Annotated in this window: 12 protein-coding genes; 5 read left to right on the forward strand and 7 right to left on the reverse strand. The window is 69.9% G+C overall.

Annotation, left to right across the window (positions count from 1 at the left end; translation table 11 throughout):
* Position 1: 1 nt before the first annotated feature.
* Positions 2 to 1,198 (forward strand): THUMP-like domain-containing protein, encoded by a 1,197-nt coding sequence (locus ACQPXB_RS09455; RefSeq protein WP_432850913.1) that lies wholly within the window; start codon positions 2 to 4, stop codon positions 1,196 to 1,198.
* Between the two features lie 55 nt (positions 1,199 to 1,253).
* The gene (locus tag ACQPXB_RS09460) at positions 1,254 to 2,015 is read left to right on the forward strand and encodes an HAD family acid phosphatase (RefSeq protein WP_432850915.1); all 762 of its coding nucleotides are present in this window, start codon (positions 1,254 to 1,256) and stop codon (positions 2,013 to 2,015) included.
* A 52-nt stretch (positions 2,016 to 2,067) separates the two neighbouring features.
* On the opposite strand, the gene ACQPXB_RS09465 is transcribed toward ACQPXB_RS09460, so the two are convergent.
* The 6 genes from ACQPXB_RS09465 to ACQPXB_RS09490 all read right to left on the reverse strand — a co-directional run bounded on the left by ACQPXB_RS09465 (position 2,068) and on the right by ACQPXB_RS09490 (position 9,778).
* Complete coding sequence (locus tag ACQPXB_RS09465; RefSeq protein ID WP_386948661.1) at positions 2,068 to 3,006, reverse strand: chitinase; 939 nt, start codon at positions 3,004 to 3,006, stop codon at positions 2,068 to 2,070.
* 1,599 nt (positions 3,007 to 4,605) lie between these two features.
* Complete coding sequence (locus ACQPXB_RS09470) at positions 4,606 to 5,424, reverse strand: hypothetical protein (protein WP_432850917.1); 819 nt, start codon at positions 5,422 to 5,424, stop codon at positions 4,606 to 4,608.
* Between the two features lie 21 nt (positions 5,425 to 5,445).
* Positions 5,446 to 6,363, reverse strand: coding sequence for a DMT family transporter (locus tag ACQPXB_RS09475; RefSeq protein WP_432850919.1), 918 nt, complete (start codon positions 6,361 to 6,363; stop codon positions 5,446 to 5,448).
* A gap of 100 nt (positions 6,364 to 6,463) precedes the next feature.
* The gene (locus ACQPXB_RS09480; protein ID WP_366579214.1) at positions 6,464 to 6,859 is read right to left on the reverse strand and encodes an MmcQ/YjbR family DNA-binding protein; all 396 of its coding nucleotides are present in this window, start codon (positions 6,857 to 6,859) and stop codon (positions 6,464 to 6,466) included.
* A gap of 1,282 nt (positions 6,860 to 8,141) precedes the next feature.
* Positions 8,142 to 8,771 (reverse strand): SAM-dependent methyltransferase, encoded by a 630-nt coding sequence (locus ACQPXB_RS09485; RefSeq protein WP_432850922.1) that lies wholly within the window; start codon positions 8,769 to 8,771, stop codon positions 8,142 to 8,144.
* Positions 8,772 to 8,773: 2 nt separating this feature from the next.
* Entirely contained in the window at positions 8,774 to 9,778 is a 1,005-nt protein-coding gene (locus ACQPXB_RS09490; protein WP_432850924.1) for an NAD(P)/FAD-dependent oxidoreductase, read from the reverse strand.
* Positions 9,779 to 9,868: 90 nt separating this feature from the next.
* On the opposite strand from ACQPXB_RS09490, the gene ACQPXB_RS09495 reads away from it, so the two are divergent.
* From ACQPXB_RS09495 to ACQPXB_RS09505, 3 genes are read left to right on the forward strand one after another with little or no spacing between them, the layout of a single operon-like run.
* A complete protein-coding gene (locus tag ACQPXB_RS09495) occupies positions 9,869 to 10,462 on the forward strand; it encodes a helix-turn-helix domain-containing protein (RefSeq protein ID WP_366579220.1) in 594 nt (197 codons plus the stop codon).
* A 31-nt stretch (positions 10,463 to 10,493) separates the two neighbouring features.
* Complete coding sequence (locus tag ACQPXB_RS09500) at positions 10,494 to 10,901, forward strand: ArsR/SmtB family transcription factor (protein ID WP_432850926.1); 408 nt, start codon at positions 10,494 to 10,496, stop codon at positions 10,899 to 10,901.
* Positions 10,852 to 11,346: an SRPBCC family protein gene (locus ACQPXB_RS09505; protein ID WP_432850928.1), complete on the forward strand. Its 495-nt coding sequence runs from the start codon at positions 10,852 to 10,854 to the stop codon at positions 11,344 to 11,346. Before ACQPXB_RS09500 ends, ACQPXB_RS09505 begins: the two co-directional genes overlap by 50 nt.
* Before the next feature lie 367 nt (positions 11,347 to 11,713).
* Here the strand turns inward: ACQPXB_RS09505 and ACQPXB_RS09510 are convergent, their stop codons facing one another.
* Positions 11,714 to 12,436, reverse strand: a complete 723-nt coding sequence (locus ACQPXB_RS09510) for an SDR family oxidoreductase (protein WP_432850930.1) — start codon at positions 12,434 to 12,436, stop codon at positions 11,714 to 11,716.
* Between the last annotated feature and the right edge of the window lie 53 nt (positions 12,437 to 12,489).

A 12,489-nucleotide genomic window follows, 5' to 3' on the forward strand; every position in this document is an offset into this window, starting at 1 on the left:
ATTGGCCTACGGTTTCTCGCTCGACGACGTCGCCTTCCTGTGCTCCGCCGCGGGACGGGCGGCGCTCGCCGACTGCGCGGCGCTGCCGCTGACCGACGCTTCCCGCATCGCCGACGTCGCCGCCGTGCGCCGCTCGGTGGGGGAGCGGTTCGCCGCGGCGGTGCTGGAAGCGGTGGTGCTGCGGCGGAAATCGGCTTCGAAGCTGTCTCATGCGGACTCGTGGCTGTTCACGGGCGACGCGTTGCAACAGGCGAGCGCGACGGCGGTGGCGCGGCACCGCGCGTCCCGGTTGGCCGGCCGCGACGTGCACGACGTGACGTGCTCCGTCGGCGCCGACCTGGTGGAGCTGGCGCGGGTCGCTTCTCGGACGTTGGGGTCCGATGTGGACCGCGTACGGCTGGAGATGGCGCGGCACAACGCTTCCGCGGCTTCGGTCTCGGTCGGTGTGGTGCAGGCCGACGCTCTGCGCCCGGTCAGCCGGGACACGGTCGTGGTCGCCGACCCGGCTCGCCGCGACTCGGCCGGGCGGCGCACGTGGAAACCGGCGGACTTCCTGCCGCCGCTGGACGAGCTCGTCGACGCCTACGCCGGGCGGACGCTGTCGGTGAAGTGCGCGCCGGGCCTGGACTTCGCCATCGCCCCGTGGGCTTCGGAAGTGGAGTTGGTGTCGCTCGACGGCGCGGTCCGCGAGGCCTGCCTCTGGCGGGGCTTGGAGGGTGGTGTCTCCCGTCGGGCGACGGTGCTGCGTTCGGACGGTACTCAGTGGACGGTCACCGACACCGACCCGGACGACTTGCCTGCGCAGCCGCCGGGGGAGTGGATCATCGACCCGGACGGCGCCGTCGTGCGTGCCGGCCTGGTCCGCCACTACGCGGCGCGCCACGGCCTGTGGCAGCTCGACGAACGCATCGCGTACTTGACCGGTGACACGCCGCCGCAGGGCGTGCGTGCCTTCCGCGTGCTGGAACACGGCCCGTACAGCGAAAAAGCCCTGCGTGCCACGCTGAAGCGCCACGGCGTCGGCCGCCTGGAGATCCTCGTCCGCGGCCTCGACGTCGACCCGGACGCCTTGCGCCGCCGCCTGAAACCACGGGGCAGCGCGGAGTCCACTGTGGTGCTCACGCGCATCGGCCGGTCGCCGGTGGCCTTCGTCTGCCGCGCCGAACGCATCCCTTCGGAGGGTTCTCCTGCCGCCTGAGGTGGCGTAGATTTCGGGCGCACTTTACCTGAAGTTCACCTTGGAGGGGTTCGCCGTGTCCCGTTTTCCCGTTTTGCTCAAGCTCGCCGCCGCGGCGGCGATCGGCGCCACCGTCGCGGGTGGTGCGACCGCGCTGGCCGGCTCCGACGCGGTGACGGCCGCCCACGGTCGGGAGCCGGCGAACATCGGCCAGGTCAAGAACGACGTGAAGGCCTACTACGGCGACTACCTCGACGCGTCGGGCAAGCACCACTACTCCGACTCGAGCCGGTTCGTCACCGACACCAAGCGGGTCGTGGCCGACGCGAAGCGCTACCTCACGCAGAAGCTCGGCAAGGTGAAGAACCCGGCCATCGTGCTCGACGTCGACGACACGTCCGAGGTCACCTACGGCTGGGAGGCCGACAACGACTTCGGGTTCGACCCGGTCAAGCAGCAGCAGGCGATCGACAACGGCACGTTCGTGGCCAACAAGCCCGTGCTGGAGCTGGCGAACTGGGCCGCGCAGCGCGGCGTGAAGGTCTACTTCCTGACGGGCCGCAGCACCCCGCAGGGCCCGCAGTCGCTGAAGAACCTGGCCAATGAGGGTTACCCGGCGCCGGCGGGCGCGTTCTTCAAGTCGGCCGGCACGGCGCCGGACTACCTGCCGTGCGGCCTGACCTGCACCACAATCCAGTACAAGTCGGGCACCCGCGCCCACATCCAGGCGACGGGTGCCCACATCGTGCTCAACCTGGGGGACCAGTTCAGCGACCTCGAGGGCGGCTACGCCGACAACCCGGTCAAGCTGCCGAACCCGATGTACTACCTGCCCTGACGGCGTCGCCCGGCCTGGGCGTCCACTGAGGACACCCAGGCCGGGTCACCGGTCAGCCGGTGTAGCCGGAGAAGATCTTCGAAAACTCGTACGGCTGCTGGGAAACGTTGGTGCAGCGGTAAAGCGCGCCGTTGCACGCGTTCGCGTCGCGGCCGGCTTCCCAGAACGACAGCATGCCGAGGTGCACGCTCTTCGCGAAGTTCACCACGGCGGTGGCGTCCTTCTGGTAGAAGATCTCGTTCTGCGAGTCGTTGACGCCCAGCATCGGCGTCAGCCCGACCTTCTTCCACGCGGCCGCGTCCGACAGCCCGAAGATGGACTTGAGCTGCGCCTGCGTCGCCTTGGCGGCCGAGATCGCCTTCGCCCCTTGGTCGCCCGCGCCCTGGTAGTAGTCCATGGCCATCACGTTGACCAGGTCCAGGTTCACGCCCGCCGCCTTGGCCGCGTTGACCACGCCCAGGCCGTTGCTGTCGAGCCCATTGGGCAGCACCGGCAGCGTCAGCGAGATCTTCAGCCCGGGATTGTTGTTCTGCACCGTCTTGAGCGCCTGCGACCGCCGCTGGATCGACGCCGTGTCGGCCACGGCGGCACCCTCGATGTCGAGGTCGATGTACTTGAGGCCATACGCCTTCACCACCGCGTCGTACTCCGCCGCGAGCGACGACACACTGCTGCACGCCTGCGCCAGCTCAATCCCCGACGCCCCGCCGAACGACACCTTCACATCACCCCCGCCCGACCGGATCTTCGCAATCTCACTCGCCTGCCACGCCGAGCGCGGGTCGTACGCGTTGAACCAGCTGGCCTTGCACCCGGCGCCCGTCACGAACCCGAGCGTGAACCCCTTCACCCCACCCTTCGACGACATCGTCGAGAGCACCGGCGTCGGCCACGCCCCCATATCCACATACGGCGCCACTGGCACCGGCGACCCGGCCGCCGCCGGCACCGCGGGCGCCGCACCCGCCGGCGCAGCCAACCCGGCGGCCACAGCCGCCAATCCACCCAACGCAGCAATCAACTTCCGGGGAGAGGGGAGCCTCATGGTGAAACCTCCACAGCGGGGACCTGGAGAGCGGGGAAACCTTGTCCAAATGGTATAGACCAATAATGTGACTCGGGCCATAGGCCATTCGGATGCCACGCAGTCCCGATCATCGGCAACGCCACGGCTGACCTGCACTTTCCGTGGGTCTTGCCTCTCCGTTCGCCTTCGCCCGCAACTTCGGCCGGCCGGCCACCGCGGCTCTCCCTGAGCTCCTCCGCTCGACTCTTCGCCCGTCGAGCCCCCTTGACTCCGCAGAGTCCTTTCCAGTCATCCACAACCCGGCATCAGATGTGGATAACTCCCGCGCACACCGGTTCCTGTCGGTACACCCCGGTAAAATGGATCATGGGCGGCCCCCGGGAGGGTGGGCCCTTGCCAACGCGCGGGTTGCCGCGTCACAAGGCACGCCACCGACCGCGAACGAGCGCAATTTCCACCGCTCGCCAAGATCCCGCCTCCAAGCACATATCGCCGTGGCACCCCGCGCGATCTCCGCTATCCAGGAGCTACACCGCCTGCGACCGTCCCTGAGCCACGATCGCACTGCCCGCTGACCACCGCCGAGCACCCCACACGGCAGCTCGACGCGCCACCAACAACTCGTCCCCGACCAACGCGATCGGTGCCACTCGTTCCCGTCAGCTCCGCGAACTCCAGGCGCCGCCGTCATCTGCGCGCCGCATCCGGCATCCCGCAAGCCCCACAAGGCGGCAGTCAACTGTCCATCGCAACCGTCATTCCGCAAGCCCGACATCGCCGCCGCCAACTGCGCACCGCATCGAGCATCGCGCGACTCCCGCAGCACCGCCGTCAACCGAACTCCCCAAGCGGCATCGCGCAAGCCCTACATCGCGCCTGCCAACTGCGCACCGCGACCGGCATTCCGCAAGCGCCACACTGCGGCCGTCAGCGCGATCCGCAACCGACACCCCGCAAGCCTCGCAGAGCGGCCGTCAACTGCGCACCGCAACTGGCATCGCGTAAGCCCCACACCGCGGCCGTCAACGCGACCCGCATCCGACATCCTGCGCGCTCCCAAAGCGCTGCCATCAACCGAACACCCAACCGGACGCGCGCCCCGCAGCGCCGCCGTCAACTGCGCACCGCATCGGGCATCGCGAGAGCCCCGCATCGCGCCCGCCAACTGCGCACCGCAACTGGCATCGCGTAAGCCCCACATCGCGGCCGTCAACGCGACCCGCATCCGACATCGCGCGAGCCCGACGGCGCTGGCATCCGCCGAACACCCAACCGGCATCGCGCGAGCACCACACTGCGGCCGTCAGCGCAACCCGCATCCGACATCCCTCGAGCCCCACAGCGCTGCCGTCAACCGAACTCCCCAAGCGTCATCGCGCAAGCCCTACATCGCGTCCGTCAAGTGCGCACCCCAGTCGGCATCCCGCGACCTCCGCAGTGCGGCCGTCAACGCGACCCGCATCCGGCATCTCGCTAGCGCCACAGCGCCGCCGTCAACTGCGCACCGCATCCGGCATCCCGCGAACCCCGCAGTGCCGCAGGCAACCGAACTCCCAGCCGACCTCAACCAACAGCGAGCGCAGTAACCCCCGAGACATACCGCCCACCCTTGACATCCCCCAACGGCACCAACCGCGGCAGGTCCAGCGCCTTCCCGTCCTCCACCGTCGACAGCAGCAGCGGCCGCCCGCCCACCGAAGCCTCCGCCAGCGTCACCGCGGCCCCATAGCCGTCCGACCCAACGGCGACCACCGTCTTGTCCGACGTCGGCAGCACACCGGCCAGCAGCAGCACCAGCGAAAGCGCCGGCCCCGACTCCGTGTGCGTCTGCTGCCCCGCGTCCGACCCGAACTTCGCCGTCACCGTCCGCCGCGGCAGGTGGGCGAGCAGCTCCGGCGGCAGAGTCACCACGCGCCGCCCCACCGTCACGCGCACCGCGCGCGTCGCCGAAGCAGCGTCGGACACAAGCACCGTCACCGACGGAACGTCAGTCACCGTGCGCGAGGCGTTGCGGTCACCCGGCACCGTCAGATCGACGCCATGCCGGCCCGCCCGGAACACCGCCGGGTGATTGCCGAACGACGGATCCAGCTCCGCCAGCGCGAACGTCACTGCGTGGTTGGTCCCGCGAACCGTCACCGTCACCCGCAGCATCGTGTTCTTGCCCGGCGGCAGCATCGGCGACGACCCCGTCACCACCTGGTCCAGATCCGCGCCGCCAGCCCGGCCGCCGAGAACGACCGCGGTTTCGCCATCGCGCCGCCCACGCTCACCGATGTCGTAGCCGACGCCACCCCTGTCGCCCCGAACGCCGCGACGACCACCGCAAGGACAACGACGAGCCTGCGCATCCGCGCCTCCCTCGACCGGTTCGGTCCGCACTCGCGGACGCGCGGGCGAAGTTTAGCCGCTTTCCCGGAGTTCGGCGCCCACTCGGCACACGGTCGCCACCGGCCGCCGTCGCCGCGAGACAGCGACACCCCCGAGCACCACCACCATCCCCACCACCACGCGCGCCCCGATCTCCTCGCCCAGCACCACGGCACCGAGCACCACCGACACCACCGGCAGCAGATACCCGACGGTCGCCGCCGTCGTCGGCCCCTCATCGGCGATCAGGCGGTAGTTCAGGTAGAACGTCACGCCGGTGCCGAACACCCCGAGCACCACCACGGCCACCACCGACAACACGGTGACGTGCGGCGACGACACAGAACCAACCGGCAACGCCAGCGCACTCAGCCCCGTCGCCGCCAGCAACTGCGCGGCCGACAACGCCAACGGCTCCGTCCCGCGACCCACGAGCTTCCGCCCCATGTACGCGTACGCGACCGCGTAACTCACCGCCGCCCCGAGCAGCGCGAGCGAACCCCAGCTCGCCAGTCCCGCCCGCGTCCATGGCGCGAAGATCAGCAACGTCCCCGCGAACCCGATCAGCAGACCCGCCAGCCGCATCGGCCGGATGCCTCGCTCGACACCAAGCGCGAGGCCGATCAGCAGCGACCACAGGGGAGTGGTCGCGTTGAGCACGCCGGCCACCCCGGAGTCGACGGTCCGCTCGCCCACCGCGAACAACCCGAACGGCACCGCGTTGCACAACAACGCCGCCACCGTCAGCCGCCCCCACGTCGTCCGGTCGCGCGGCAGCTTCTGCCGCGCCGCCACCGCGAGCCCGAGCAACACCAGGGACCCGAGTGCGCACCGGACCACCGTCACGACCACCGGCGCGAAGCCTTCGAGGGCGAGTTTGATCCACAGGAACGTCGAGCCCCACAGCACGGCCAGCGCCGCCATCCGCACCAATGTGCCGCTGCCCGACATCCGCGCTCCCCCTGGTCGATTCGCCTTCCACGCTGCCCCAGCCCGATCGACAGGACAAGTGAAAGATCTTGGACGAATCGTTAAGGAGAGCTGGACGATGTCAGCCGACGCCGCGCTCCTCCAGATACTGCTTCCCGACCTTCTTCGGCACCCGGCACAGCCACCCTTCGACGAGGGCTTCGTCAAGCGTCGCCAGATCAATCTCGGCCAGCCGAACGAGCACCGCCGGATACCCGTCGAAATGCGGCGTGGTGAAGAAAACGCCCGGCTCGTCCACCAGCAACGCCTCCTTCGCCCCGACATCCGGCACCCGCACCGCCAGCACGTCGCCCTCCGGCGCCGCGTCCCCGAGCGCATCCAGGTCGGTCTTGCGCAGGGGCCGCTCCCACGCGTACGCCTTACCCTTCACACCCCACGACCGCGCATCCCTCTTGACGACCAGCTCCGTCCCCGGCAGCCGCGCCCCGAGCCGCGCCACGTCCTCCCAAGTCGCCATGCCGCCAAGGCTAACCCGCGCCCCTCCTCGCGGCGCCCGTTTTCACCCGCCCACCAGCCACCCACCCCTCACGGGCGAACACCCTCGCCGCTCAACGACGAATCGCGCGACTCGTCGCCACTGACCGGCGAACGCCGCAACCTGTAGCCCCTCGCGGGCGAACGCCGTCGCCACTCAAAGGCGAGCGGCGCGACCCGTGGTCACTGGACGGCGAATGGCTCGAGACATCGCCATCAAACGGCGAGAGGCGCGACCCCTCGCCCCTGAATCATGAACGTTGCAACCCGTCACCAATTGCCGGCGAACGCCATCGCCGCTCAACGGCGAGCGTCCGCGCGGCCCGTCGCCACTCACCGGTCAGCGCCGTAGCCGCTGAGTGGCTGCGCGACCCGTCGCCGCTAAGTGGCGAATAGCGCGACCTGTCGCCACTCGCGGGCGATTGCCGTCGCCTCTCAACGGCGAGCCGCCGCACGACCCGTCGCCACTCACTGGCGAATAGCGCGACCTGTCGCCACTGGCGGGCGAATGCCGTCGCCGCTCACCAGCGAGTGGCAGCAAGCGCGATTGTCACGTACTGCTGGGTCGGTCTGCTGACCGCCGCGGGCAACCCGGCGGTGGGACCCGTTGCCACTGAGTGGCGAATCGCGTGACCGCCGCAACCCACTGGCTAATGCCATTGCCGCTCAACGGCGAGCGGCTGCGCGACCCGTCGCCCCTGAGCGGCGAATCGCGCTACCCCTCGTCACTCACGAACGAACGCCGTCGCCAGTGAACGGCGAGCGGCCGCCCGACCCGTCGCCGCTGAGCGACGAATGGCGAGGCTGGTCGCCACCTGCAAGCGAATACCGTCGCTGCTCAACGGCGAGTGCCGGTGGGGACTGTTGCCGCTGAATGGCGAATGGTGCGACCGTCGCAACCCACTGGCGAATGCCATCGCTGCTCACCGGCGAGCGGCGGCGCGACCCGTCGCCGCTGGGCGGCGAATGACGCAACCTGTCGCCCCTCTCGGGCGAACCGTCGCCTCTCACTGGCGAGTGCCGGCGCGCGCCGGTGCCGCTGAATGGCGAATGGTGCGACCGTCGCAACCCACTGGCGAATGCCGTCGCTGCTGACCGGCGAGCGGCGGCGCGACCCATCGCCACTGAACGGCGAATGGCGCGACCCGTCGCAACCCACCGGCGAACACCGTCTCCCCTGAACGACGACAACCACCATCCACCGCCGACAACCCCGGCTGGACACCCGTCGCCACCCAACGGCAACAGGCGCCCGGCCAACGAACTCACCGCTTCCTCGCCACCAACACCGTGTCGCGAATGGACACTTCATGCCCCTCGATCACGTGCGCCCGCTCCCGCGCATCGGTCACCACGGACTCCCACGACTCATCCAACGTCGCCGCCACATCCTCCGCCAAGAAGAACATGTCCGGCACGTTCGGCCGGTGCGCGGCGCCCTCCACGTCGGTCGGGTGGTGGCCGACGATGAGCAACGTCCCACCCGGCGCCACGGCATCCGCGAGCCGCGCGAAGATCGGGACGCGCTGGGCCGTCGGCAGGTGCAGGAAGTGCGACGTGACGAGGTCGTACTTCTCGTCCGGCACCCACGTCGTGAGGTCCGTCGTCAGCCACCGGATCCGGTCGCCCAGGCCCTGTTCGGCCGCCTGCGCCGCACCCCGGTCGAGGGCGGTGGCCGCGAAGTCCGCGGCCGTCACGCGCCAGCCGTTCTGTGCAAGCCACAGCGCGTCGCCGCCTTCGCCGGAGCCGGCGTCGAGCGCGCTGCCCGGGCGCAGGTCGGCGGCCTCCGTCACGAGCTGCGCGTTGGGCCGCCCACTCCAGATCGCGGGCTTCGACCGGTATCGCTCGTCCCAGGAATCCTGGTCGAACGGGACTTCTTCGTGCTGCTCAGCCATCGTCACACCCCGTGCTTCGTCGAGCCGCCGACCAGCGCGGCAACCTGTCGTTCCATTTCGTGCGCGAAGGGCTCCCGCGCCCGTCGTACGTCCTCGGCGACGAGATCGCCGTTGATCACCGCGCCGGCCGTCAACCCGGCCGCTGCGGACACGACGACCTGCGACTTCATGTCCGTCACGTTCCCGGCCACCCACACCCCGGGCACCGACGTGGCGCCGTTTGCGTCGGCCGGCACCGAGCTGCCGATCACGTGCCCGTCGACCTCCAGCTCCACCGGCTCCAGCCCCAGCGACACGAGCACGTCGGCCCGCGCCGTGAACCGCGGCGCGACCACCACGGCCTCCCGCGCCACCACCGCACCCGAGCGCAGCACGACACCGGTGAGCGCGTCGTCCTCCACCCGCAGCGCCGTCACCTCGCCGTCGACGACCCGGATCCCGCGCGCGCTCAGCTGCGCCAGCTGCTCCTCGTCGAACGCGGCCGTGTGCCGGAAAACGACCACGTCATCCGACAGCTGCCGCCACATCAGGGCCTGGTGGACGGCCATCGGATTCGTCGCCAGCACGCCGATCGCCTGGTCACGCGCCTCCCAGCCGTGGCAGTACGGGCAGTGCAGCACGTCGCGTCCCCACCTCTCGGCAACGCCCGGAACGTCCGGCAGCTCGTCGACGAGCCCCGTCGCCACCAGGAGGCGACGCGCCCGCGTGGTCCTCCCATCGGCGAGAGCCACGGCGAACCCGCCGCCGTCCAGCGCAACGGCCGAGGTCACCGCCCCGTCGACGATCTCGCCCCCGTACCCGAGGACCTCTTCACGCCCAGCCGCCAGCAGCTCGCCGGGCGGCGTGCTCTCGCGGGCGAGGTAGTTGTGCACGTGGCCGGCCGGCGCGTTGCGCGGCTCGCCGGCATCCACCACGAGCACGGAACGCCGTGAGCGCGCAAGTGCCACCGCGCCGCTGAGGCCCGCGGCACCGCCGCCGACCACCACGACGTCATAGTTCTCGTTCACCTGGTCCTCCTGTAGTTCGTCCCTCCCCTCGGACTATCCGCAGATCTCGCCGACTTGACAAATACGTTTGCCGAAGTAGCAAATGGAGTCATGGACGGTGAACTCCCGGACGTCGACGGCGTCCTCGAATCGGTGGGCCCGCGACTGCGCGCGCTCCGCCAGCAGAACAACGCCACGCTCGCCCAGCTGTCGGAGACCACCGGCATCTCGGTGAGCACGCTCTCGCGCCTCGAGTCCGGCCAGCGCAAGCCGACGCTCGAGCTCCTGCTCGCCCTCGCACGCGCCCACCAGGTGCCGCTCGACGAGCTCGTCGGCACCGCGCCGACCAGCGACCCTCGGCTGCGCACGCACTCCTTCGTCCGGCACGGCGTCACGTTCCTGCCGCTCACGCGCCGGCCCGGCGGGCTGCGTGCGTACAAGCAGATCTTCCCGCCGCACTGGCCCGACACGGACCCCGATCCGCGCGTGCACGAGGGGTACGAATGGGCCTACGTCCTTTCCGGACAGTTGCGGCTCATCCTCGGCGAGCACGACGTGATCCTCAAACCGGGTGAAGTCGTGGAGTTCGACACGCACGTTCCGCATTGGTTCGGCAACCCCGGCGACGTGCCGTGCGAGGTTCTCGCCCTTTTCGGGCCACAGGGGGAGCGGTTCCACGTCCGCGCCCGGCCGGCGTCCTCTTGACACATACCCATATGGGAATACGATGGTCGGCGTGGCACGAGCAGCGACGACGACCGACGTGTTCAACGCCGTGGCCGAACCGCGGCGACGGGAGATCCTCGACGTGCTCGCCGGTGGCGAGTACCCCGTCAACGACCTCGTCCGGCTGCTCGGCATGGGGCAGCCGCAGGTGTCGAAACACCTGCGTGTGCTGCGCGAAGTGGGCGCGGTCGACGTCCGGGACGAAGGACGTCAGCGCTTGTACCGGCTCAACGGCCGTGCCCTGAAACCGATCCACGACTGGGTACGGCAGTTCGAGCGCTCCTGGGAGGAGCGGTTCGAGCTGCTGGACTCCGTGCTGGAGGAACTCGAACGCACCGACGACCGATCCACGGGCGAGGAGAGCGACCATGACCGAGACGACAACGGGCACGGCGAAGGTGACCCTACCGGCCGATGACCAGATCCTGATCACCCGCGAGTTCGCCGCCCCGCGGCACCTCGTCTACCGCGCGTGGACCACGCCTGAGCTGGTCAAACGCTTCTGGGCGGGCCACCGCGGCACCATGCGTTCCGTCGAGATCGACCTGCGCGTCAGCGGCCGGTGGCGCTACGTCCTCGACGCCAACGGCGGCTTCGAGGTCGCGTTCCACGGCGAGTACCGCGAGATCGTCCCGAACGAACGCATCGTCAGCAGCGAGGTCTACGAAACCCCCGGCGCCTCCGACGACGACGCCGCTATCACCACGACGACCTTCGCCGGCTCGGGCGAACGCACCAGCCTGTCGATCCTCATGGAGACGGGCAGCCGCGAAGTCCGCGACGCCATCATCGAGTCCGGCATGGAAGGTGGGATGCAGGAGCAGATGGACCTGCTGGAGGAGCTGGCCGCGTCCCTGGCCTGACTCGCGGACTTGTTCTGCGGCAACGGGTTCTGCCCCGGTCGAGTCGGGTGGCGCTGAGGGACCCGCGGTGCCGACCGCGGTGTGCGCGAACGGACCCGTCGTGCCGGCTCTGGTATCGGCGAAGCGACCTGCCTGCCGGATCCGTCGTCGCGGAGCAACCCGCGATGCCGACTGCGGTGTCGCGAACGGACCCTTCGTGCGGAATCCTTTGTTGCGAACGGACCCGTCGTGTCGAACCCGTTGTCGCGAACGGACCGGCCGTGCCGCATGGGCACGACCGGTCCCTTCGCGCCGGGCAGGCACGGCGGGTCCCACCGCCCGAAATGGACACGACCGGACCGGCCGTGCCGAGTGCGTTCGCGACGGCTCAGGTCTGGGCCGTCGGCCGCACCACGATCTCGTTCACGTCCACCGCCGCCGGCTGGCTCACGGCGTAGGCGATGGCGTCCGCGACGGCCGAAGCCGGGATACCCAGCTGCTCGCTCGCCGCACGCGCCGCCGCCTGTGTCTCGGGATCGCCGCCCTGGTCCGCGAGTTCGGAGTGTGTGAACCCCGGACTGACGATGGTGACGCGGACCTTCGTGTTCTCCTGGCGCAGACCTTCGGAAAGCGCCCGCACCCCGAACTTCGTGGCGCAGTACACAGCCGCCGTCGGGTCCACGCGCAGGCCGGACGTCGACGCGACGTTCACGATGTGACCCCCGGTTTCGCCCATCAGCGGCAACGCGGCGGCGATCCCGTGCAGCGTGCCACGGAGGTTCACGTCGATCATCCGGTTCCAATCGTCGACGCGGAGCTTGTCCAGAGTGGACAGCGGCATCACGCCGGCGTTGTTCACGAGCACGTCGACCCGGCCGTGCGTCTCATGCGCGGCTGTCACGAAGTCTCGCACACTCTCCAGACTGGTCACGTCAAGTTGCCGGTAATCGGCAACACCGCCGTTCGCGCGGATCTTCTCCGTGAGCGCCGCGAGCCGGTCGGTGCGGCGAGCGCCCAGGACGACGTGGTGACCGTCAGCGGCCAGACGCAGTGCGGTGGCCTCCCCGATGCCGCTGCTCGCGCCCGTGATCAGCGCGATCTTGCCGTTCATGCGTACTCCTCGTGAGGTCTGCGCGGTCGTGGGGACCGTCGTGACCTCGAGGC

The sequence above is a fragment of the Amycolatopsis sp. CA-161197 genome, assembly GCF_050942255.1.
In the GTDB taxonomy this organism is placed as follows: domain Bacteria; phylum Actinomycetota; class Actinomycetes; order Mycobacteriales; family Pseudonocardiaceae; genus Amycolatopsis.

What these genes read in the sequence shown, in the direction of transcription:
- ACQPXB_RS09475 (WP_432850919.1), bottom strand. Translation starts at nt 6,363, where the DNA reads ATGTCGGGCAGCGGCACATTGGTGCGGATGGCGGCGCTGGCCGTGCTG.
- ACQPXB_RS09505 (WP_432850928.1), top strand. Translation starts at nt 10,852, where the DNA reads ATGACCGAGACGACAACGGGCACGGCGAAGGTGACCCTACCGGCCGAT.
- ACQPXB_RS09510 (WP_432850930.1), bottom strand. Translation starts at nt 12,436, where the DNA reads ATGAACGGCAAGATCGCGCTGATCACGGGCGCGAGCAGCGGCATCGGG.
- ACQPXB_RS09480 (WP_366579214.1), bottom strand. Translation starts at nt 6,859, where the DNA reads ATGGCGACTTGGGAGGACGTGGCGCGGCTCGGGGCGCGGCTGCCGGGG.
- ACQPXB_RS09485 (WP_432850922.1), bottom strand. Translation starts at nt 8,771, where the DNA reads ATGGCTGAGCAGCACGAAGAAGTCCCGTTCGACCAGGATTCCTGGGAC.
- ACQPXB_RS09495 (WP_366579220.1), top strand. Translation starts at nt 9,869, where the DNA reads ATGGACGGTGAACTCCCGGACGTCGACGGCGTCCTCGAATCGGTGGGC.